Origin of the sequence: Actinoalloteichus caeruleus (assembly GCF_049311605.1) — a bacterium.
In the GTDB taxonomy this organism is placed as follows: Bacteria; Actinomycetota; Actinomycetes; order Mycobacteriales; family Pseudonocardiaceae; genus Actinoalloteichus_B; species Actinoalloteichus_B caeruleus.
The window spans coordinates 3,272,645-3,293,025 of sequence record NZ_CP186005.1 but is presented as its reverse complement, the minus strand read 5'-3'; the positions used below and the strand labels follow the sequence as shown (position 1 = coordinate 3,293,025).

Genomic DNA, 20,381 nt, shown 5'->3' with positions numbered 1-20,381 from the left:
GCTTCGCTAGTTCGCTAGCGAACTTAGCCAGGCTAGGCCGATCGGCTCAGCCCTGTCAAGGTCTTGGCTAGTTTGCTAGCGAGGGCCGTGCTGTAATGGCCGGCATGAACACCGACCCGGGTAACAGCACAACCGCAGGTCACGTGCCGGTTCATCATCGAATCGCCGACGCGCTCAGGGCGCAGATTCGATCAGGCGACCTCGCGGAGGGTGACCAGCTCCCGACAATCCGCGAACTTCACCAGCAATGGGGATGTGCACCGCTGACAGCGCGGAATGCGGTGGACGTCCTCAAGGCGGAAGGTCTGGTGACTGGCGGCCGAGGCCGTCCGCCGAAGGTTCGGGTGAAGCCGGAGCGTCAGAGCATCTCCACCGGCATGGCCGCCGAGCAGAAGCGCCTAGTATTAGCACCGGCAAGCGAGCGTCGTCAGCGGGGGGCTATCGAAATGGTGGCGGGAATTCCCATTGATGACATCGTCTCCACCCATCGATACGACATGGTGGAGGCAACCGAGGAACTGGCCAGGGAGTTCGATATATCCGTGGGAACCGTCCTGCAGCGACGGAACTACGAGATGCACACTCACGAGGGAAGGAGGGTCGCCTTCAGTACCTCGTACATTCCTGCGTACATCGTCGAGAAAAACCCCGATCTGCTCGACGAAAAGAACGAACCTTGGCCGGGAGGGCATCAGCACCAACTCTATACTGCGGGCGTGGAAATCGGCACGATGAAGCGCACGGTGATTGCAATAGAACCGACCACCAGGGATCGACAGGATTGGCAGATCGACCAAGGGACGCCGATGCTGAAGATCAGGTCGAAGTCAATCGACATCGACGGAAGGGTGGTCGAGCTGTCCGATGCCGTGTACCCCGCAGACAGAACCGAAGTCGTCATAGTCGAAGACCTCCCCCGATGGCCTGACGGCTATCCCAGATTCAGCAAACAGGCAGGAAGCTAGAGAGTGGAACAGACAAACATCAACCCGGCGCTTGGTCTCCACCTGCCCGCCATTAACACCCTCTCCCAGCCGGAGAGGAGCAACTACACGGTCAGTGTGGTCATCCCGGCCCACAACGAAGAGGACACCATCGAGCAGGCCGTCACGTCCGCCCGTGACGGCCTGGCCCATTTGGGCACGCAAGGTGAGATCATCGTAGCGGCAAGCGCGTGTGAGGACCGCACCGCTGACCGCGCCGAGGGTGCGGGAGCGGATGTCCTTCTCGCGCCCATAGGGAAGGGCTCGGCGGTTCGGTCAGGGATCCAGTCCGCAAGCGGAGACATCATTTGCCTCCTGGATGCCGATTTCGAATACTTCGGAAAGACTCCGATTGTCGCCGAACTTGTCGAGCCAATCCTTATGGGTGTGAGCGACGCGACGATCAGCGATCTATATTGGCGTCCATTGTATCCACAGATGTGGCTATTTGGTTTCTTTGCGCCGGTCGCCGGATGGCTTTTCCCTGAGCTTCTGCCCAAGTGTGGGAGCACGCCCTGGTCAGGGCAGCGAGCCGCGAAGGCGGAGCTGTGGCCGGATCCTGATACTTTGCCAGACGGGTTCACCGTCGACCTTGCGATTCTGTTGCACTGGAACGAGAGTGCTCCGCGTCTACGTCCCATCATCTCCGATGACTGGGTGAATCCACAAAGGCCGAAGCCGCATTTGATGGCAGAAGAACTCGATCTCCTGTGTGAAACAGCCGTTCGCCTCGGGCGCATCGACCGTCGCGACACGCATCTTCTCAAGCAGTGGTACGCCGAGATTCACGAAATCTTGGCTACCTATGACCCCGACCGCGACGAACCCGGGGACTTCGAGCGGATGATCCTCAACGAGTCACGCGCCCGCCTCCCGCTCCAGACGCGGCACACGAACTGAGCGCCGGCACGGCCCGTTGTGACGCTCACAAGCACCCAGCGGGGCGCTACTGCTGCCGAATTTGGCTCTAGGGGATCAAGCGCGCGCCGCTGGCGCGCGTGCCGCCTGCGGCGGCCTGAGGGCGCACGGCGGCGGCTGCGGGCGCGCTGACGCGCGTCCTCGCCTTGCCGCCGCCCTCAGGGAGTCAGGCGGGTCCCCGTCAACCGACACAGTACTGATCTTCACCACGGGCGGACGTACCCCGGGAGGTCCTCGCGCCGTGTGGTTCCGGACCGCTTCAACCAGGGCGCTCGCCTGACGCGGCGCTTCCGGTCCTCGCTCCGCTGCGGTCCGGATCCCCTTGTCCCGGAGTCCGGGAGATGCCATCCACACTCGCGCCAGCAGTCACAGGAACCGAGGGACAGCCTCACCCCTCGAACCCCGTCCCTGGGTCCTGCCGGGGTCCTAAGAGTTCGGGGACCAACCGTTACTACCGAGTAGTGCCGAGAACCACCGGGCAGCCGTTCCCGCAGGACACGCGCGTTGTGAGTCGAAACCGCGAGGTCAACGCCAGCGCCGATGTAGAAGGGCCAGAGAACGTCGCCTACAACCAGCCGCCGCACACCAGCTTCTTCCTGGGTTTCGACATGGAGACCCCGGACCAGCCCAACATCTACTACCCGTGACCCGTTGACCAGCGGTTCCGTGTCGGGGAGTCCCGGTGGGCTCCCCGACACGGGAGGTACCGCCCGGATCCGCCCCGTCAGTCGCACATCTCGTGCGGCACGGCGGACGAACACCGGTCCGAGTGGCACGGTGCGGTGGCGGCTCGGTCCTCGGGACCACCCGGAGCAGCGCGGTCGGTAGGGGAGTGGCAGCGGACCCCGAGGACCGAGCCGCAGGTGCTCCTCCTGGCCCCGGCGCGGCCCCGTGGGCGGTGCACCGCGGTGCTCTCGGATGCGCGTCCCGGACAGCGCGACACGGGGGAGGTGGGTGGGAGGTACCTGGCTGAGGTGTCCCCACCGGGCAGGATGGTCAGCGTGATCGTTCCCGGTGAGTTCGCGGAGTGGCGCTCACGTGTCGACGGCGAGGAGGGCCGCAGCTGGGTGGCGGCGCTGCCCGAGCTGGTCCGCCAGCTGTGCGTTGACTGGGGGCTGACCCTTGACGACACACCGCCGGAACATGGTGGTTCCGGCCTGGTGGTGATGGCGCACCGTCGGCACCAGGCCTGCGCGCTCAAAGTGAGCTGGCCGACCGGCACCACCGCGGACGAGGCGCGAGCACTGCGCACCTGGGATGGCGCCGGGGCCGTCCGGCTGCTCGGAGCCAGGCCGGATATCGGCGGGCTGCTGATGGAACGGCTGAACCAGCGGCGCAGCCTGCGCGGCCTTGGCCTGTGGGAGGCGGCCGAGGTGGCGGGCACGCTCCTGCGTCGCCTCGCGGTGCCGGCACCACCCGGGCTGCGCTCACTGGGCGAGATCGCCGACGACATGGTGGAGCGCCTCCCGTCTCGGCAGCGGACGCTGGGCGACCCCATTCCGCCGGCCTGGCTCGACACGGCGCGAGGCCTCGCCGCTGACCTCTGGGCGGAGGACCACGGCACGCTCATCCACGCCGACCTGCACTACGGCAACGTCCTGGCGGGCGAACGCGAGCCGTGGCTGGCGGTGGATCCTCGTCCGGTGCGGGGCCGCCCGGAGTTCTCCGTGCCCGAACTGTTGTGGACCAGGGCGGACGACGACGCCATCGGCTCTGATGCCGACCTGCGCCGCCTGCTGGCCATGCTCGTGGAGACCGGGGAGCTGGAGCCTCGCGCGGCGCACGGCTGGGCGGTGGCGCGGTGCGTGGACTACTGGCTGTGGGGCCTGGAGAACGGCCTCACCACGGACCCGGTCCGCTGCCATCGCGTCCTGGGCGCATTGCTCGGCTGAGCACCAGGGTCGCTGCTCCGCGGTCTCGAGTAGGCGATGGCGCGGCAAATACCGCCACTAAGCCCCCAATTCGTCGACCGGATCCATCATTTCAGTGTTGGATGAATCCAACACTGAACCCACGCACGGATCTCCCCACCACGCGGGGAGGAGATCCAGCATCCCTACCCCAGGCCTCCCACCGTCGACGAGGCCCGGCTCAGACGGGTTTCAGGGGATCGTGCCCGATCGACATCAGCCGGTGCCGCCAGCCCGACGGGCCGCTGGTGGGCTCCAGGTCGTCGCGGCGTTCGGCGTGGACTCGTTCCACGACCCGGCGCATGACATGGAGGTCGCCGTCCTCGAGGTCGGTCCTGCGCTTGTTGAGGATGCGCAGCACCTCCTGGCCGGTCGGCGTTCCCGACTGGTCAGGGAACTCCTCAGCGGTCTCCCCTGCCGATCTGGTCCGAAGCCACTCGCTGAGTTCACGGGAGGACATGTTCACCACCCGGTGGAATTCGTTCCAGAGGGCGTCGCTCTCGTGCGTGTGCTCGGCCATGATCGTCGGCCTCCTCCCGTGCACGGTGTGCTGCCGGCGCGGTCGCCACCACGCTCAGCACCGTTCACCGGGGGTGGTACCCGCCCGGGGTGGGAACGAATCCCACCCCGGGCGCCACGTGATCAGAAGGGCACCGGGCCGAAGCGGGTCCAGGCAACGACCCCGGCCATGACCAGCAGCAACAGGTTGATCGGCACTGGTTTGAACTTCCACCGCCTGCCGTGCACGACGATGGCCCCGATCATCAGCAGCACCACGCCGCACGCGGCGACGGGCGTCATCACGGTCAGGAAGTTGAGCAGGCCCGGCAGGATCAGGCCGGCGGCGGCCGCCACCTCGATCCCTCCGATGATCTTGACCTCCTGGCTGGAGAAATCCTCCGCCCACGGCATGTTCGCCAGTAGCAGCTCTTCCCGTTGGACGAGTTTCATCCCGCCGGAGATGAGAAGGATCAGCGCGAGTGGCACTTGCAGCGCCCAGATGACGTAGGTCAAGAAGGCTCCCGGGGCCGGGCCGCCCATCCGAGGAAGTCACTCGCGGGCGCCCGGAGCGCCTGGCCTTTCAGTGGCGGGCGGCGGAAGTGGGTGCAGTCGGTGGTGCCCCACCTGCCTGCCGCGCCATCGCGGCGGGATGTGGGACAAGTCTCGAGATCCTGCGAGGAACGGCGTTCGTCGCGCCCCACACCACGGGGGGTGCGGTCGGCGACGACCTGTTGACACCCTACCGATCATGACCGCCTGAACGCACCTGGTTTCCCCGTGTGATCACTCGACTGTCGTAAGGGTTGGAGCCGCGGGGGTGGTGTTCACCGTGGGTTCGATCCGAACACCGCCGGCGCTACCCCATCCCCGACGCCCCATTGAATTCATATTTGTCCGTTATTTCAGTGTCAATCAAAATCAACTCACCACCAACCAACAAACACCAACCGCCACGAAAAAAGCACCCTCACTACCAAGAGTCACTACCGGGGAGTGTGGGTCGGAGCACCTGGAGCGGGACGTGGAGCCCTGTGCGTCCGCCGGGTGCGGCCCACTCGCCTGGTGGCCCCTCCGGAACGCGCCGGTACCTCCGCCGACGATCACACCCGCTCCCGCGCCCACTGATCGAAGCCCTGACGTGCGAAGATCCGGAGCACCCGTGGATGGGTGCTGTCCTCGTGGCGGCGGGGGGACCGTGCCATCGCGGGTGCTGGGCCCGCGGCGGGCCAGTGGGGGACGAGAGGGAACGAGGTGGAGGTGGACCTGCGGACGGGTGAGATACTGGCGGCCCCGTCAACTGATCGAGGTAACAGATGGTGTCCATGATCCTGTGGATCGTCGGCGCGACCGCGGTCGCCGCCGGGGTGCTCGTTCCGGTCATCCTGGGAGCGTCACGGCACCGGGAGGTTCGCTCGGCCAAGTCCGCCGCGCGCTCGGCGTACCGGCGGCTGGGCTTCCACGTCGAGACGCTGGGCGTCGGTGACGATGTCGTCGCCCGCCGTGCGTGGGAGGACGCGAGCGAGCGGTGGAGGGCGACTGGTGAGCTGCTCGCCAGGGCCACCACGGCGGAGGAGTGCGCGGCGGCCCGTGCGACGGCGATGGAAGGGCTGAAGCGCATCGACGACGCCAGGCGCCGGCTCGGTCTCGAGGCCGAAGGCGGCTGAGTTCTCCCACGCGGTGGTCGGGTTCTGGGGCGGAGCGGGGTCAGTGGGGGAGGTCCGAACTGACCGCCGAGGGGTGGTCAGCCGATCCCGCCAGCGGGCGGAGGTCGAGTCGCCGAACGACGGCCGTGATCGCGTCGAGGACACTGCTGATCACAGGGCGGTCCCGGCTCCCCAGTCGGGTGGCGGTGAGCACGCGGCGCGCCGGAGCCGGGTCCCCGGTCAGTCGGAGGCGGGACACCGGGTGGGTGCTGGGAAGTCCGGCGAGCTGGGGGACCAGGCAGACCCCGAAGCCCTGCGCGACGAGTGCGGTGGCCGTCTCCCACTCGTCGCTGCGGTGGGCGATTCGAGGGGAGAACCCGGCGGTCGCGCACGCGGCGAGCACGAGTTGGTGGTAGGTCGACCCTGGTTTGGAGACGATCCACTGTTCGTGCGCCACGTCGACGAGTCGCACCTCACCCGCGCCTGCCAGCGGGTGGTCCTGCGGGATCAGGAGGTCCAGGGCGTCGTCGAAGAGGGGACGTTGGTCGAAGCGGGGGTCACTGGGTGAGGGCGTGTCGGGTGTGGCCACGACGAGGGCGATGTCGGCCTCGCCGGAGAGCAGCAGGTCGAAGCATTCGGTGGGTTCCGCCTCGGTGATGCGGATGCCGAGGTTGGGGAAGCGTTCTCGGAGGGCGCCGGCGGCGCGGGGGAGGACGACCGCGGCCGCGGTGGAGAAACCGCAGATGCCGAGGGTGCCCGACGGTTCCTCGTCGTAGGCGTCGAGGGCGGCGCGTGCCCGTTCCCACTGGGCGAAGAGGATCTCCGCGTGGGCCAGGAGTGTGCGGCCGGCGGGGGTGATGCGGACGCCTCGTCCTCGGGGGCGGACGACGTCGGTTCCGAGTTCGGCGCTGAGGCTGCGGAGGGCCTGGGATACCGCCGATGGGGTGTAGTGCAGGGCGGTGGCCACCGCGTGGACGGTGCCGTGTCGGTCGAGTAGCTGCAGCATATGGAGTCGCCGGTCGATCATGTAGTGCAACTGTACGGATCGCTGCATCAACGTTTGCTTTTCGTCGCCTATCGAGTTGCGCACCCTGGGCGTGTGTCTCGATCTCGTGTGCTGTCCGGTCGGTGGTTCGGTGCGTCGCCGTGGTGGTCGGTGGGGAGCTGGCTGGGTGGTGATGCCTGGTGGCGGGGGTCCTCACGGGTGCCGGGGACGGTGCGGGGGCCCGGGGTGGGGGGCGGGACGGGTGCGCTGGTCGCTTCGGCCGCGGCGTTGTTGGTGCTGACGGCGGGGGCGAACATGGTGAGCCCGTTGTACCCGCTGTACCAGCGGGAGTTCGCGTTCTCGTCGTTGACGTCGACGGCGCTGTTCGCGACGTACTCGCTGGTGAGCGTGCCGGCGTTGGTCGTGTTCGGTGCGGCGGTGGAGCGGGTGGGGCCGCGGCGGTTGTTGTTGTGGGGGTTGGGTGTGTCGGCGGTGGCGTCGTTGCTGTTGGTGGGTGCGGAGGGGGTGGGTGCTCTTTTCGCGGGTCGGGTGCTGCACGGCCTGGCGTTGGGGGCGGGTACCGGGGCCGGGGTGGCGGTGGTGGTGGCGCGGTGTTCCTCGCCTGAGCGGGGGGCGTTGGTGGCGGGTGTGGTGTTCGTGGTGGGTGGGGCGGTGGGGCCGTTGGGCACTGGGTTGTTGGCTTCGTTCGCGCCGGCGCCGTTGTCGATGTCGTTCGCGGTGCATGTGGTGGCGACGGTGGTGGTGATGGGGCTGGTGCGCCGTCTCCCTGAGCGGTCGGGGCCGTTGCGGGGGTGGCGGTTGGCGTGGCCGAGGGTGCCCAGGGTGGTGCGGCGGTCGTTCGTGGTGGGCGGGGTGAACGGTTGGGTCGCCTGGGCGGTGGTGGGGTTGTTCCTGGCGCTGGTGCCGGACTTGTTGCGGAGTGAGTTCGGGGTGTCGAGTCCGGTGGTGTCGGGACTGGTGATCGGTGTGGTGATGGCGTGTTCCGCGGTGGCGCAGGTGATGACGCCGGGGTTGCGGCCGGTGGTGGCGCAGCGGGTGGGCGTGGTGTTGCTGGGGGGTGGGTTGGTGGGGTTGGCGTTGCCGGTGGCGGAGTCGGGGTTGTGGGTGTTGGGGGCCGCGGCGGTGGCGGCGGGGGTGGGGCACGGGTTCGTGTACTGGGGGGCGACGGCGGAGGTGGAGTCGGTGACTCCCCGGTCGGCCTCGGTGGAGACGACCTCGGCGTTGTACGTCCTGTTCTACCTGGGGGCGGGTGTGCCGGCGGTCGGGGTGGGGGCGTTGGCGTTGTGGGTGCCGTTGGAGGGGGCGGTGCGGTTGTTCGCGGTGGTGAGCGGGGTGGTGTTGGTGGTGGGGGTGGTGGCTGACCTGGTGTGGCGTGGTGGTTCGGAGGTGCGTGGCGGTGAGCGGGCGGTGGAGTGGTCGGCGCCGGTGGGGCGGGCCGTGTCGGTGGAGGAGGGGAGGTGAGTGGGATGCGGGCTCTGGTGATGCGGGTCAGGCGGTTCGTGGCGGAGTTGAACCGTTGTTACGAGGTGTCGCGGGGAAGGGATCCCTTCCGCGGGTCGTCGTAGTGCCGGGTGGATCGGCGGCCTGGGTGGGTGGGGAGGGCGGCGTGTGCCTGCGTGCCGGTCCGGTGTGCGTCCGCTCTCCCGCCTCAGGGTGGGGTGGTGTGGGTGTTGTCGTTGGTCATGGCGTAGGTGCCGGAGCGCAGTCGGTGCAGCAGTCCTTGGGTCCATTCGATGCCTCCGCGTGCGGTGTGTTCCCACAGGCGGGGTAGTTCGCGGAGGTGTTCGGTGCCGGGGGCCGTGCCGAGTTCGGCGAGTTTGGCCTTCTCGGTGCGTTCGGTTTCCAGGGTGCGGAGTCTTTCGGTGAGGAGGGTGATGGCTTCCTCGCGGGTGAGGGCGGGGAGCAGGGCGAGTGCGGCTCCGAGGGTGTCGGGTCGGTGTTCTGGTCGTCGGAGGGCGTCGCGGAGCAGGCGGTGGAACTCCGTTTCTCCGGTGGTGGTGAGGGAGTAGTCGGTGCGTCCTGGGGTGTCTTTGGCGGGGGTGGCGATCATCAGCCCTTCCTTGGCGAACTGCCTGAGGGCGTGGTAGAGGGAGCCCCATTTGATGTTGGCCCATTCTTCGGCGCCCCAGGCGACCAGTTCCGCTCGTACTCGGTAGCCGTGTGCTGTTCCGCATTGGCGTACTACGCCGAGTACGAGGAGTCGTGTCGCTGACATGCCGTTCCGCTCTGCCGTTGTTCGAGGCCGGGCTCAGGTTAGAGGTTGGGTGTCGTGGTGGGGGGGGTGGCCACCCGGGTGTGGTCGAGGGGTTGGCTGAGGGCGCTCGCCGCACCTCGTTCGAGGAGATGTTCGCCCACGAGTCCGTGGTCTCGGTTGACTTCCTGACCATGCGCGAGGAGGAGATCGTCTGCCAGGCCGGTGGGCTGGTGCGTGGCGGGGGTTTCGGCTGGTGTCGCGGTGGTGTGGTGGGTGGCCGCGGGGACGGGTACTCAAGTTTGAGTATGCTCTCGGGGTCGTGGTGACGCCGTGCGGGGACCTGCCCCGTGTGCGTGTTCGGCCGCGTTCCGATCCCTGGCGGAGGAGTTTCCGATGACGATGTCCCATGCCCGTGACGTCCTGCCCGGCTCGGCCCGGGCGGTGTTGCCGGACACCCTGCGGGTGCGGGGGGCGCGGGTGCACAACCTGCGGGGGGTGGACCTCGACGTTCCGCACCGGGCGTTGGTGGTGTTCACCGGCGTGTCGGGGTCGGGGAAGTCCTCGTTGGCGTTCGACACGATCTACGCGGAGGCGCAACGGCGGCAGGTGCAGTCGATGTCGTCGTTCGCCCGGCAGTTCCTCGGTGAGATGAGTCGCCCGGACGTCGACCAGGTCGAGGGTCTGTGCTCGGCCGTCGCGGTGGATCAGCGGTCCTCGGCGTCGCGGAGTCCTCGGTCGACGGTGGGGACGGTGACCGAGGTGTACGACCTGATGCGGGTGTTGTGGGGGCGGGTGGGGGTGCCGCACTGCCCGAGGTGTGGGGAGGGGCTTGGCCGGGGGGATCGGGGGTGGGCGTGTCCGGCGGGGCACGAGGTGGGGTCGGTGGAGGTGGCGGGGCGGGCGTTCTCGTTCAACCTGCCGTTCGGGCAGTGCCCGGACTGCGCGGGGGTGGGTGTGGTGTTGGCGGGGGACGAGGGGTTGGGGTGCCTGACCTGGAGTTGTCGGTGGTGGAGGGCGCGGTGGCTCCGTGGCGGGAGCGGTCGGCGGCGGGGTGTCGGGAGGCGGCGGTCGCGGTGGTGTCGGGGTTGCGGGAGGTTCTGCTGCGGGGCCGTGAGGTGGCGGTGCCCGGGCGGTCGGAGGTGTTCACCGGGGTGCTGCCGTGGTTGGCCGAGCGGCAGCGGGCGGCGGCGGGGGGTTCCTTCCCGGGGCAGGTGTTCCTGCGTCCGGTGCCGTGCTCGTCCTGCGGGGGAGGGCGGTTGCGCGCCGAGCAGCGGGCGGTGCGGGTGGGTGGTCGGGGGATCACCGAGGTGAGCGCGTTGCCGGTCACCGGGTGCCGGGAGTTCTTCGCGGGGTTGGAGTTGGCGGAGCGGGAGCGGGTACTGGTCGAGCAGGCGGTGGAGGAGATCCTGGAGCGGTTGTCGCGCCTGGTGGAGGTGGGGTTGGGGTATCTGACGCTGGACCGCCCCGCGCGGACCCTGTCGACGGGTGAGGCGCAGCGTGTCCGGTTGGCGGGCCAGGTGGGGACGCGGTTGTTCGGGTTGTTGTACGTGTTGGACGAGCCGACGGCCGGGTTGCACCCGCAGGACGTGGAGGAGTTGGTGGGGACGCTGCGGGCGTTGCGGGACCGGGGCAACTCGGTGGTGGTGGAGGAGCACGACGCGCGGGTGATCGAGGCCGCGGACTGGGTGGTCGAGTTGGGGCCGGCCGCCGGCGAGCACGGTGGTCGGTTGCTGTTCTCGGGGCCGGTGGAGGCGCTGCGGTCCTCGGAGGAGTCGGTGACGGGCGGGTACCTCGCGGGCCGGTGGGGGCGGGGGTTGCCGGAGCGGCGTCGGGCCTCGGAGCCGGGGCGGGAGCTGGTGGTGCGGGGGGCTGTCGAGCACAACCTGGGGGGAGTGGACGTGGCGTTCCCGCTGGGGTGCGTGGTGGCGGTGAGCGGGGTGTCGGGTGCGGGCAAGTCGACGTTGGTGGATCAGATCCTGTACCGGGTGATCGACCGGGCGTTGGGGGGCGATGCTCCCCCGCCGGGGGCGCACGAGCGGGTGGAGGGGGTGGAGTTGGTGGACCGGGTGATCCGGGTCGACCAGTCCCCGATCGGCCGGTCGGCGCGGTCGACCCCGGCGACCTACACCGGCGTGTTGGACGCGGTGCGGACGTTGTTCGCGCGGACCGAGCGGGCGCGGCGGTGCGGGTTCACCCCGGGCCGTTTCTCGTTCAACTCGCCGGGGGGCCGGTGCGAGGAGTGTTCGGGGGAGGGGGTGGTGCGGGTGGAGATGCACTTCCTGCCGGACGTGTTCCTGCCGTGCGCGGAGTGCGGGGGGAGCCGGTATGACGCGGAGACGTTGTCGGTCACCTACCGGGGTCGCACGATCGCCGAGGTGCTGGCGATGACCGTGGAGGAGGCGGCCGAGTTCTTCCGGGAGGATCCGCCGGCGGTGCGCGGGCCCCTGCGGGTGCTGTGCGAGGTGGGGTTGGGGTATCTGCGGTTGGGGCAGGCGGGGACGACGTTGTCGGGTGGGGAGGCGCAGCGCGTGAAGCTCGCCGCCGAGCTGCACCGCCGGGCCGGCCGGCACACCGTGTACGTGTTGGACGAGCCGACGACCGGGTTGCACGCGCGGGACGTGGAGCGGCTGGTCGGGGTGTTGCACCGGTTGGTCGACCGGGGGCACACGGCGGTGGTGGTCTCGCACAGCATGGATGTGGTGCGGGCGGCGGACTGGGTGATCGACCTCGGCCCGGGTGGCGGGCGGGACGGCGGTCGGGTGGTGGCGGTGGGCACCCCGGAGGAGGTGGCGTCCGGTCGGGGGCACACCGCCCGGCACCTGCGGCGCGCGCTGGGGAAGGACGGAGTGCCGGGGGAAATTGGGGTGCGGTGACCGGGAGGTCGTGTCTACGGTCACCCGCCGTGTGAGCGGTGGTTCCCTGCCCGAGGCGACGACGGTGGCGCGGTTCGAGGCGGTGGTCGAGGACGAGGCGCGGTTGCGGCCCGGGGTGGTGGAGCTGTGCCGCCGGTTGGGGATCGGGGGTGAGCTGGTCCGGTTCGCCGACGGGTCTTTGCCGGTGTACGCGGTCGGGGAGGACCTGGTGCTCACGCTGTACCCCCCGGTCCACGCCGGGGAGGCGGCGGTGGAGGCCGGGGTCCTTGACCTGGTGGCGGGGCGGCTGCCGGTGGCGACTCCCCGGGTGCATCAGGTGGGAGTCCGTGACGGGTGGGCGTACGTGCTGATGAGCCGGTTGCGGGGCCGGCCGCTGGGTGAGGTGTGGCCAGCGCTGTCCCCGGCGGAACGCCGGTCGGTGGCCGCTCGGGTCGGGGGTGCGCTGGCCGCCCTGCACGAGGTGGACCACCGAGGTCTGGACGTGCTGGGCCCGCCTTGCTGGGAGGAGTTCCTCGCCGCCCAGCGGGCGGGTTGCGTGCGGCGGCAGCGGTCTTGGGGGCTGCCGGAGGCCTGGGTGGAGCAGATCCCGGACTTCCTGGACGCGACCCCGGTGCCGGCGGGGCGGCCGGTGCTGCTGCACACCGAGGTGATGGCCGAGCACGTGCTGGTCCGCCCGGGGGCGGCGGGCTGGGAGGTGTCGGGGTTGTTCGATTTCGAACCGGCGATGCGGGGAGCCGCGGAGTACGAGTTCGCCGCGGTGGGGCTGTTCCTGACCCGGGGAGATGCGGGGGCGTTGGCGGCGCTGCTGGCCGGGTACGGGCTGGACCGGGCGGCGGTCGGGCCGGTGTTGTCCCGCCGGTTCCTGGCCTACGCGTTGCTGCACGTCTACAGCGACCTGAGCACCTACCTGCGGTTGTTGCCTGCTCCGGAGGAGCCGACCTTGGCCTCGGTGGCCGACCGTGGTTCGGGGTGGACTGACCCGGCACCCCGGTCGACGCGGGATGCCGGGACGTCCGGTTCGACCACATTGGGCCCGGCCGGGGCCCGTCCTGGCGGGGTGGTGTCCGGTCGGGGAGCCGAGGCGGGGCGGCACGCGGTTCCGGTGGTGGTGTCGCGGTGGGGTTCAGCGTCCGAAGTGGGCGCCTCCGTTGACGTGGAGCACCTGGCCGGTGAGGTGAGCTGCTCCGGGGGAGGCGAGGAATGCGCAGGTGGCGGCGATGTCGTCGGGTGCGCCGGCGCGGCCGGTGGCGGTGCGGGAGATCAGGGTGGCCCGTCGCTGGTCGCTGAGCCGGCCCCGGAAGAACTCGGTGTCCTCGATCAGTCCGGGGGAGACGAGGTTGGCGGTGATGCCGCGGGGCCCGAGGCGGGTGGCGACGTCGATGGTCCAGGCTTCCAGGGCTGCTTTGGAGGCTCCGTAGGAGCCGGCTCCGGTGCGGGCCGCGATCGACCCGACCATGATGACGCGGCCGTCGTCGGCGAGTCGCGGGGTGAGCGCGGTGGTGACCAGCACGGCGGAGAGCACGTTGGCCGCGAGGTTGGCCCGCCATTCCCGCGCCAGTCCGGTGAGGTCGTCCTTGTCGTGGGCGGGCAGGTCGAAGCCGACGTTGCCGCCGGCGTTGTTGATCAGGACGTCGACCCGGTCGGGCAGGGCGGGCAGGGCGGCGGTCACCGCGTCGGGGTCGCTGGCGTCGAAGGCGACCGCCCTGGCTCCGAGGGTGTTCGCGGCCTCGGTGAGCACGGCGGTTCGGCGTCCGGTGATGGTGACCGAGTCGCCCTGGGAGGCGAACCGGGCCGCCACGGCGAGTCCGATACCGGTACCGCCGCCGGTGACCACGATGTTGCGCACCACACAAACTCCTTTAGGTCTAAACTAGTGGGGTGGCTGACCGTACTCCCGAACACGACACCACCGCAACCAGCGCCGGACCGGCACGGGACGACTCGGGCGGCGAGGGACCCGCGTCCGGCGTGGACGCCGACGACACCGGACGAGCGGTCGACGAGGTCGACCTGATCGTCCGGGCGTGGCGGCGGGAACGCCCCGGCGCGCCGGTGGGCTCCATCGGCGTGATCACCAGGATCTGGCGGGTCGCGAAGCTGTTGGACGACGAGCGGCGGCGCACCATGGCCAGGCTCGGCATGGACGCCGCCACCCGGGACCTGTTGAGCACTCTGCGTCGGGCGGGGTCGCCCTACCAGCTGGCGCCCTCGGAGATCGCGCGGCGCGCGCTGGTCAGTCCGGGTGCGGTGTCCCAGCGGGTGGCCCGCGCGGAGGCGGCGGGGCTGGTGCGGCGCCGGCGGGAGGGGCCGGACGGGCGGGCGGTGCTGGTCGAGCTCACCTCGGAGGGGCACGAGGTGATCGGGGGCACGGTTGACGAACTGCTGCGTCACGAGGAGTCGTTGCTCTCCGGGCTCACCGACCAGCAGCGGGAGCACCTCGCCGACCTGCTCCGCGTCCTGCTCGCCGACCTCACCGGCCGTTTCGGTCCCGGCGGTGCGGGGTGAGCCGGCGGGTGGCCCGGGGATTCCCGCCGGCCCGGTGCCCTACAGGCCCGAGGGGCGGGTGCGGTACCAGCCGGAGATCACCCGCACCAGGTGGGCCAGGTTCTGGGTGCGCATCACCGGGGAGAATGCGTTGACCTCGAAGTCGGCGCTGGCCTCGGTGCCGCGCCAGATGCTGGTGGCCGACACCGGGGCGTTCATGTGCGGGTCCAGCGCGGTGAAGAAGGTGGTGACCTCCTCGTCGTTCGCCTCGTGCTCCTCGATGAGGGTGTGGTGGACGCCGGCGAGGACGCGCAGCATGCCGACGTGGCCCAGCAGCGACTGCGATCGCAGGTCGAGTGGGGTGAGGGTCCCTTCGGCCACGGCGCCGAGGTCCTTGAACCCGTCGGTCAGGCAGTCCAGGAAGCCGTGCACCAGCTCGACGAGGCTTTCGTCGGCGAGTTCGCGTTCGCGCTGCTTCCCGATGCGGCCCGCGACGCCGACGGCGACACCCCGGGTCAGGTCCGCCACGTGCTCGGCGCCCATGAGGTTGGGGTTCTTCCTGGTCATCCTGTCCTGTTCGAGATCCACCTTCCCTGTGAGGAGCGCGTGGTTCACGACACGGTCGAGGATGCGGTTGGCCACCTTGCTGCTGTCGAAACGAGCCCGCAGTGCGCTGGAGATCCCCTTGGCGTTGTCCGCGACGTCGACGAACATCTGCCGCGCGAGCACAGTGCTGGGTTCGACGTCAATGTCGACGCCGATGGATTCCGATTCGAGTCGGTCCAACTGGACGCGGAGTTTCTGGCGGGTGTTCTCGAGGGTGGCGAGCGTGTCCTTCCGGGTGGTGCGTCCGATCTCCCGGTCGATCTTCCTGATCTCGTCCCCGAGGCCCTTGATTCCCAGGTGCACTCCCAGGATTCGGTGTTGGCCGTCGATGGTCGACAGCGGGGAGGGCGCCCCTGTCGCCCAGGGGATGGTCAGGTACCCGATGTGGCCGTTGGTTTCCGCTGCCTCCTCGAAGGAGCAGCCGCCGTTGTCCCGGGCGAGCAGCGTGGGAGCCACCCAGGTCTCCTGCTGGCGGATGTCGTCACCGAACGCCTTCGCGTGGCGCTGTCCACCTTGCGGTTGTCCGGGTCGGGTTCATCCGGGTTGGGAGTGGTCAGGATGACGTCCAGACTGGTCAGGGGAATTCGCGTGGAGTGGACCGTGCGGCCGCCCTGCGGGGATCGTTGGGCGACGAACGTGCTTTCACGGCGGGGTCCGCTGATTCGGTCGGGTTCGATTTCCCTGGTTCCCCCTGGTATGTCCCATGCCCCCGGTGGGGGTGGATTGGCGGACGATCAACCTACCGCAGGGGGAGGGGCGGGGAACAACCCCTGCCCGCGTGGAGCGGGTACCTCAGGAATTGACTGGTCACTCGACTGTCGCGGTATTCCGTCAGTGGCCACCGGGTGGTGAGCCGTGGGGTCGAGGTCTTCTCCCCGGGCCGACGGTCTCAGCGCGGGGTGGTCGCGCCGGGGTCGACGGTGCGGGTTCGCACGAGGGCCTCGATGCCGTCGAGGACGCGGAGCAGGCCGAACTCGAAGTCGTGCGCCGGGTCGTGCGGCGCGCGGTGGGCGGTGCCGGCGGCGGCTCCGACCCGGGCGGCCACCGGGAACCGGTCGGGGTCGAGGACCCGGGTGAGGTGGGGGGCGTGCGCGGCCCACCACTGCTCGTCGCTCATGCCGGACCGGTGTTCGGTCCGCGCCGCCTCCCACGCGGCCCGGGCGGCGGTGCGCACGTGCCCGAGGACGAGGGTGAGGACCGCGTCCATCTCGACGTCGGTGAGGCCGATGCCGTCCAGGGCGCGGAGTTCGTGGTCGTACTTGGCGATGGCGTGCGGGCCCAGCACGGCACGGCCGGTGGCGACCTGCGCCAACCAGCCGTGCCGCTGGTAGAGCTCCCAGTTGCGCCGGGCCACGGCCTCGAGGTGCCCCCGCCACCCGCCGGGGGCGGGGGCGGTGAGGTCGAGTTCCCCGTAGACGGCGTCGACCATGGCCTCGACGAGTTCGTCCTTGCCGGGCACGTAGGTGTAGAGGGACATCGTGCCCACTCCGAGCTGGTGGGCGACGCGGCGCATGGACAGCGCGGCCAGGCCCTCGGTGTCGGCGAGGTCGACGGCGGCGCGGACGATGTCCTCGACGTCGATGCCCTGCCGGCCCCGCCGGCCGGACGGGCCGCTGGTCCTCCAGAGCAGGGCGAGGCTGCGAGCCGGGTCGGCGGGGCCGGGGTTCTCGGGGGCCATGAGGCAGGGATCGTAGTCGTGCGCCGGGGCGGGCGGGTCAGGTGACTGGCGCGGTGGGGGAGGTGGCGAACTGGGTGCGGTGCAGTTCGGCGTAGCGGCCCCCGGCGGTGAGGAGTGCGTCGTGGGTGCCGCGTTCGACGATGCGGCCCTCCTCGACGACGAGGATGGTGTCGGCGGCGCGGACGGTGGACAGTCGGTGGGCGATGACCAGGCAGGTGCGGCCGGTGGTCGCTTCGGCCAGGGCGTCCTGGACGGCGGCCTCGGAGGTGGCGTCGAGGGCGGCGGTGGCCTCGTCGAGGATCACCAGGCGGGGGGCGGCCAGCAGCAGTCGGGCGATGGTCAACCGCTGGCGTTCTCCTCCGGAGAAGCGGTAGCCGCGTTCCCCGACCACGGTGTCCAGTCCGTCGGGTAAGTCGGCGACGAGGTCGGCCAGGCGGGCTCGGCGCAGCGCGTCCCACACCTCGGCGTCGGTGGCCGAGGGGCGGGGCAGGGTCAGGTTCGCGCGGATGGTGTCGTGGAAGAGGTGTCCGTCCTGGGTGACCATGCCGACGGTGTCGCGTAGGGAGGCGCTGGTGAGGTCTCGGACGTCGACGTCGTTGATCCGCACGGCCCCGGCGGTGACGTCGTGGAGGCGGGAGAGCAGGTGGGCGATGGTGGACTTGCCGGCGCCGGAGGAGCCGACGAGGGCCACCGTGGTGCCGGGTTCGATCCGGAAGGACACCGAGCGCAGCACGGGCTGGTTCTCCCGTGTGTCGAGGGTGGCGACGTCCTCCAGGGAGGCCAGGGAGACCCTGTCGGCCGTGGGGTAGGTGAAGTCGACGGAGTCGAACTCGACTGCCACCGGCCCGGGTGGGGTGTCGCGGGCGTCGGGGCGTTGCCGGATGAGCGGCACCAGGTCGAGGATCTCGAAGACGCGTTCGAATGCCACGATGGCCGTCGAGATCTCGATGCGGGCGCTGGCCAACGCGGTCAGCGGCGCGTAGAGGCGGGTCAGCAGCATCGCCAGTGCCACCACCGCGCCGGGTTCGAGTTGCCCGGTCAGGGCGGCGACGCCGCCGACGCCGTAGACCAGGGCCAGTGCCAGCGCCGAGACCAGGGTGAGGGCGGTGAGGAACACGTGTTGGACCATCGCCGAGCGGACGCCGATGTCCCGGACGCGGTCGGCGCGGCGGGCGAACTCCTCGGACTCCTGGTGGGGCCGGCCGAAGAGCTTGACCAGGGTCGCGCCGGGCGCGGAGAACCGTTCGGTCATCTGGGTGCCCATGGCGGCGTCGTGGGCGGCGGCCTCCCGGCGGAGCCGGGCGAGCCGGGTGCCCATCCGCTGGGCGGGCAGGACGAAGACGGGCAGGAGCAGCACGGCGAGCAGGGTGATCCGCCAGGAGATGCCGAGCATCACCACGAGGGTGAGGGCGAGGGTGACGAGGTTGCCCACGACTCCGGAGAGGGTGTCGCTGAAGGCGCGTTGGGCGCCGATGACGTCGTTGTTGAGCCGGCTGACCAGGGCGCCGGTGCGGGTGCGGGTGAAGAAGGCGAGGGGCATGCGTTGGACGTGGTCGAACACGGCGGTGCGCAGGTCCAGGATGAGGCCCTCGCCGAGGCGGGCGGACTGCCAGCGGGTGAGCAGTCCCAGGCCCGCCTCGGCCAGGGCGACCGCGGCGATGGTCAGGGCGACCCAGGCCACGGCGCTGGCCGGGCCTCCGGCGGTGATGGTGTCGACGACGCGGCCGGCCAGCACGGGGGTCACCACGGCGAGACTGGCGGTGATCACGCTGAGCAGGAGGAAGCCGGTGAGGAGACGCCGGTGGGGGTGGGCGAACCGGGCGATGCGGCGCAGGGTGTCGCGGGAGAGGGGGTGACGGCGGTGCTGGCCGTGCATCGCGTGGTGAAGCGACGTCCACGCGGTCATGTCCATGCTCATGGTGTCTCCGAACGGGGTGGGGTGGTCAGGCCGCGTCGGTGGCGGTGTCGGCGGTCGGTGGGGTTCGCAGGGTCAGCACGACGGTGACGGCGACGGCGAGGGTCAGGGCGGTCCCGATGAGGGCCACCCCGTGGAAGGCGTCGGTGAACGCGGCTCGGGCCAGGCTGAGCAGGTCGCCGGCCAGCGGGGCGGGCAGGGTGTCGGCGAGGGCGGCCGCGGCGCCGAGGGTGTCCCCGGCGGCGGTGGCCGCGTCGGCTCCCAGGCCGCTCGGCAGGTCCGTCATCGCGCCCCGGTAGAGGGCGGTGCCGACGCTGCCCAGGACGGCGATGCCCAGGGCCGTGCCCAGTTCGCTCCCGGTCTCCGACAGCGCGGAGGCCGAGCCGACCCGCTGGGCGGGCACCGAGCTGAGGATGACGTCGGTGGTCAGGGTCAGCGTGGGGCCCAGCCCGAACTGGATGGCGGTGAACGCGGCGACCAGGACGGGTAGCCCGCCGTCGCTGTCGGTCCAGGTCAGGGTGATCAGGCCGGCCGCTCCGAGGGTGAGGCCGGCGGCCATCAGGACGGCGGGGCGGATCCAGCGCACCAGCAGCGGCGCGCACAGGGTGCCGACCACTCCGGCCGCGACGGCGGGCAGCATCCACAGGCCGGCGTCCAGGGGGGACAGGCCGAGGACGAGTTGCAGGTACTGGCCCTGGAAGAACATCACCCCCGACATGGCGAACACCGTGACGGTCTGGGCGAGAAGGGAGGCGGTGAAGGTGGTGTTGCGGAACAGTCCCAGGTCCAGCAGGGGGTGGGTCAGGGTGCGCTGTCGGCGGACGAAGACGACGCCGAGCACGCCGCCGGTGGCCAACCACACCAGGGACGTGCCGGTCGGGCCGTGTTCGGCGAGGTGTTTGATCCCGTACACGGCGGTGAGCACGGCCGTCAGGGACAGCAGGACGCTGGTCAGGTCGAGGCCCGCGGCGCGTTCGCCCCGGGTCTCGGGCAGCAGGAAGGGGCCGGTGGCCAGGAGCAGGGCCATGACGGGCACGCCGAGGAGGAACACCGATCCCCACCAGAACTGGTGGAGGAGTATCCCGCCGACCACGGGGCCGAGCGCGGTACCGGCGGCGAAGCAGGTCATCCACACCGAGACGGCGAGGGTGCGTTGCCGGGGGTGGGTGAACAGGGTGCGGATGAGCGACAGGGTCGAGGGCATGAGGGTCGCGCCGGCCACGCCCAGCAGTGCCCGGCTGAGGATCAGGGTGAGGGGGGTGGGGGAGAACGCCGCGAGCACGGAGGCGACACCGAAGGCGGCCGAGCCGATCAACAGCAGGCGCCGCCGGCCGATGCGGTCGCCGAGGGTGCCCATCGTGATGAGCGTGCCGGCGATGAGGAACCCGTAGCTGTCGGTGATCCACAGCAGTTCGGTGCCGGTGGGCGCCAGGTCGGCGGTCAGCGCGGGCACGGCCAGGTGCAGCACCGTCATGTCCATCGCGATGAGCAGCGTGGGCAGCGCGAGGACCGCCAGGCCCAGCCACTGCCGGCGGCCGGCGCGGGGGCCGGTGTGTGTCGTGGTCATCGGAGTTCCTGTTCTCGGAGGGGGGCGCGGGTTCCTTGACCGGCGCCGCCCCGGAACGGTAGAACCTGAACCAATCTTCAGGTCAACTGCGCGTGGTGGGGGA

At 70.5% G+C, this 20,381-nt stretch carries 17 protein-coding genes and 2 pseudogenes; 10 read left to right on the top strand and 9 right to left on the bottom strand.

Going from position 1 to position 20,381, the window contains the following annotated elements; all coding sequences use genetic code 11:
* Positions 1 to 104: 104 nt before the first annotated feature.
* From ACOJVX_RS13405 to ACOJVX_RS13390, 4 genes are all read left to right on the top strand, one after another.
* Positions 105 to 965, top strand: a complete 861-nt coding sequence (locus ACOJVX_RS13405) for a GntR family transcriptional regulator (RefSeq protein WP_418153165.1) — start codon at positions 105 to 107, stop codon at positions 963 to 965.
* Between the two features lie 3 nt (positions 966 to 968).
* The gene (locus tag ACOJVX_RS13400) at positions 969 to 1,883 is read left to right on the top strand and encodes a glycosyltransferase (protein ID WP_422646791.1); all 915 of its coding nucleotides are present in this window, start codon (positions 969 to 971) and stop codon (positions 1,881 to 1,883) included.
* Between the two features lie 524 nt (positions 1,884 to 2,407).
* Complete coding sequence (locus tag ACOJVX_RS13395) at positions 2,408 to 2,548, top strand: hypothetical protein (protein ID WP_418153167.1); 141 nt, start codon at positions 2,408 to 2,410, stop codon at positions 2,546 to 2,548.
* Positions 2,549 to 2,902: 354 nt separating this feature from the next.
* Positions 2,903 to 3,793 carry an aminoglycoside phosphotransferase family protein gene (locus ACOJVX_RS13390; RefSeq protein ID WP_422646790.1) on the top strand — a complete coding sequence of 297 codons (891 nt, stop codon included), beginning with the start codon at positions 2,903 to 2,905 and terminating at the stop codon, positions 3,791 to 3,793.
* Between the two features lie 199 nt (positions 3,794 to 3,992).
* Here the strand turns inward: ACOJVX_RS13390 and ACOJVX_RS13385 are convergent, their stop codons facing one another.
* The gene (locus ACOJVX_RS13385) at positions 3,993 to 4,331 is read right to left on the bottom strand and encodes a DUF3140 domain-containing protein (RefSeq protein WP_418153169.1); all 339 of its coding nucleotides are present in this window, start codon (positions 4,329 to 4,331) and stop codon (positions 3,993 to 3,995) included.
* Between the two features lie 122 nt (positions 4,332 to 4,453).
* On the bottom strand, positions 4,454 to 4,825 hold the full coding sequence (locus ACOJVX_RS13380) for a DoxX family protein (RefSeq protein ID WP_026418068.1): 372 nt from the start codon (positions 4,823 to 4,825) through the stop codon (positions 4,454 to 4,456).
* An 800-nt stretch (positions 4,826 to 5,625) separates the two neighbouring features.
* Between ACOJVX_RS13380 and ACOJVX_RS13375 the strand changes: the two genes are divergently transcribed.
* Positions 5,626 to 5,976, top strand: coding sequence for a hypothetical protein (locus ACOJVX_RS13375; RefSeq protein ID WP_051713439.1), 351 nt, complete (start codon positions 5,626 to 5,628; stop codon positions 5,974 to 5,976).
* Positions 5,977 to 6,016: 40 nt separating this feature from the next.
* Here ACOJVX_RS13375 and ACOJVX_RS13370 read toward each other — a convergent pair whose 3' ends face one another.
* Positions 6,017 to 7,009, bottom strand: a complete 993-nt coding sequence (locus ACOJVX_RS13370; RefSeq protein ID WP_030228277.1) for a LysR substrate-binding domain-containing protein — start codon at positions 7,007 to 7,009, stop codon at positions 6,017 to 6,019.
* A gap of 45 nt (positions 7,010 to 7,054) precedes the next feature.
* Here ACOJVX_RS13370 and ACOJVX_RS13365 point away from each other — a divergent pair, with 45 nt between their 5' ends.
* Entirely contained in the window at positions 7,055 to 8,422 is a 1,368-nt protein-coding gene (locus tag ACOJVX_RS13365; protein ID WP_162147282.1) for an MFS transporter, read from the top strand.
* A gap of 187 nt (positions 8,423 to 8,609) precedes the next feature.
* Here the strand turns inward: ACOJVX_RS13365 and ACOJVX_RS13360 are convergent, their stop codons facing one another.
* Positions 8,610 to 9,176, bottom strand: a complete 567-nt coding sequence (locus tag ACOJVX_RS13360; RefSeq protein ID WP_418153172.1) for a PadR family transcriptional regulator — start codon at positions 9,174 to 9,176, stop codon at positions 8,610 to 8,612.
* 92 nt (positions 9,177 to 9,268) lie between these two features.
* Between ACOJVX_RS13360 and ACOJVX_RS13355 the strand changes: the two genes are divergently transcribed.
* From ACOJVX_RS13355 to ACOJVX_RS13345, 3 genes and pseudogenes are all read left to right on the top strand, one after another.
* Positions 9,269 to 9,481, top strand: coding sequence for a hypothetical protein (locus tag ACOJVX_RS13355; RefSeq protein WP_418153173.1), 213 nt, complete (start codon positions 9,269 to 9,271; stop codon positions 9,479 to 9,481).
* 118 nt (positions 9,482 to 9,599) lie between these two features.
* A pseudogene (gene uvrA, locus ACOJVX_RS13350) lies at positions 9,600 to 12,028 on the top strand (excinuclease ABC subunit UvrA).
* A gap of 10 nt (positions 12,029 to 12,038) precedes the next feature.
* A pseudogene (locus ACOJVX_RS13345) lies at positions 12,039 to 12,806 on the top strand (phosphotransferase family protein); the annotation flags it as partial.
* 345 nt (positions 12,807 to 13,151) lie between these two features.
* Here the strand turns inward: ACOJVX_RS13345 and ACOJVX_RS13340 are convergent.
* The gene (locus ACOJVX_RS13340; protein ID WP_211256662.1) at positions 13,152 to 13,877 is read right to left on the bottom strand and encodes an SDR family NAD(P)-dependent oxidoreductase; all 726 of its coding nucleotides are present in this window, start codon (positions 13,875 to 13,877) and stop codon (positions 13,152 to 13,154) included.
* Positions 13,878 to 13,906: 29 nt separating this feature from the next.
* On the opposite strand from ACOJVX_RS13340, the gene ACOJVX_RS13335 reads away from it, so the two are divergent.
* Positions 13,907 to 14,533, top strand: coding sequence for a MarR family winged helix-turn-helix transcriptional regulator (locus ACOJVX_RS13335; RefSeq protein WP_103056705.1), 627 nt, complete (start codon positions 13,907 to 13,909; stop codon positions 14,531 to 14,533).
* A 39-nt stretch (positions 14,534 to 14,572) separates the two neighbouring features.
* On the opposite strand, the gene ACOJVX_RS13330 is transcribed toward ACOJVX_RS13335, so the two are convergent.
* The 4 genes from ACOJVX_RS13330 to ACOJVX_RS13315 form a co-directional block, all read right to left on the bottom strand.
* Complete coding sequence (locus ACOJVX_RS13330; RefSeq protein WP_418153176.1) at positions 14,573 to 15,574, bottom strand: DNA sulfur modification protein DndB; 1,002 nt, start codon at positions 15,572 to 15,574, stop codon at positions 14,573 to 14,575.
* 433 nt (positions 15,575 to 16,007) lie between these two features.
* The gene (locus ACOJVX_RS13325; RefSeq protein ID WP_030106950.1) at positions 16,008 to 16,796 is read right to left on the bottom strand and encodes a TetR/AcrR family transcriptional regulator; all 789 of its coding nucleotides are present in this window, start codon (positions 16,794 to 16,796) and stop codon (positions 16,008 to 16,010) included.
* A gap of 37 nt (positions 16,797 to 16,833) precedes the next feature.
* The gene (locus ACOJVX_RS13320; RefSeq protein WP_211256663.1) at positions 16,834 to 18,708 is read right to left on the bottom strand and encodes an ABC transporter ATP-binding protein; all 1,875 of its coding nucleotides are present in this window, start codon (positions 18,706 to 18,708) and stop codon (positions 16,834 to 16,836) included.
* A gap of 31 nt (positions 18,709 to 18,739) precedes the next feature.
* On the bottom strand, positions 18,740 to 20,278 hold the full coding sequence (locus tag ACOJVX_RS13315) for an MFS transporter (protein ID WP_422646789.1): 1,539 nt from the start codon (positions 20,276 to 20,278) through the stop codon (positions 18,740 to 18,742).
* Positions 20,279 to 20,381 lie beyond the last annotated feature (103 nt).

Bases quoted from the DNA above. Each gene is read 5' to 3' on its own strand.
- ACOJVX_RS13405 (WP_418153165.1), top strand. From the start codon at position 105: ATGAACACCGACCCGGGTAACAGCACAACCGCAGGTCACGTGCCGGTT.
- ACOJVX_RS13385 (WP_418153169.1), bottom strand. From the start codon at position 4,331: ATGGCCGAGCACACGCACGAGAGCGACGCCCTCTGGAACGAATTCCAC.
- ACOJVX_RS13375 (WP_051713439.1), top strand. From the start codon at position 5,626: ATGGTGTCCATGATCCTGTGGATCGTCGGCGCGACCGCGGTCGCCGCC.
- ACOJVX_RS13370 (WP_030228277.1), bottom strand. From the start codon at position 7,009: ATGCAGCGATCCGTACAGTTGCACTACATGATCGACCGGCGACTCCAT.
- ACOJVX_RS13360 (WP_418153172.1), bottom strand. From the start codon at position 9,176: ATGTCAGCGACACGACTCCTCGTACTCGGCGTAGTACGCCAATGCGGA.
- ACOJVX_RS13325 (WP_030106950.1), bottom strand. From the start codon at position 16,796: ATGGCCCCCGAGAACCCCGGCCCCGCCGACCCGGCTCGCAGCCTCGCC.
- ACOJVX_RS13320 (WP_211256663.1), bottom strand. From the start codon at position 18,708: ATGGACATGACCGCGTGGACGTCGCTTCACCACGCGATGCACGGCCAG.
- ACOJVX_RS13315 (WP_422646789.1), bottom strand. From the start codon at position 20,278: ATGACCACGACACACACCGGCCCCCGCGCCGGCCGCCGGCAGTGGCTG.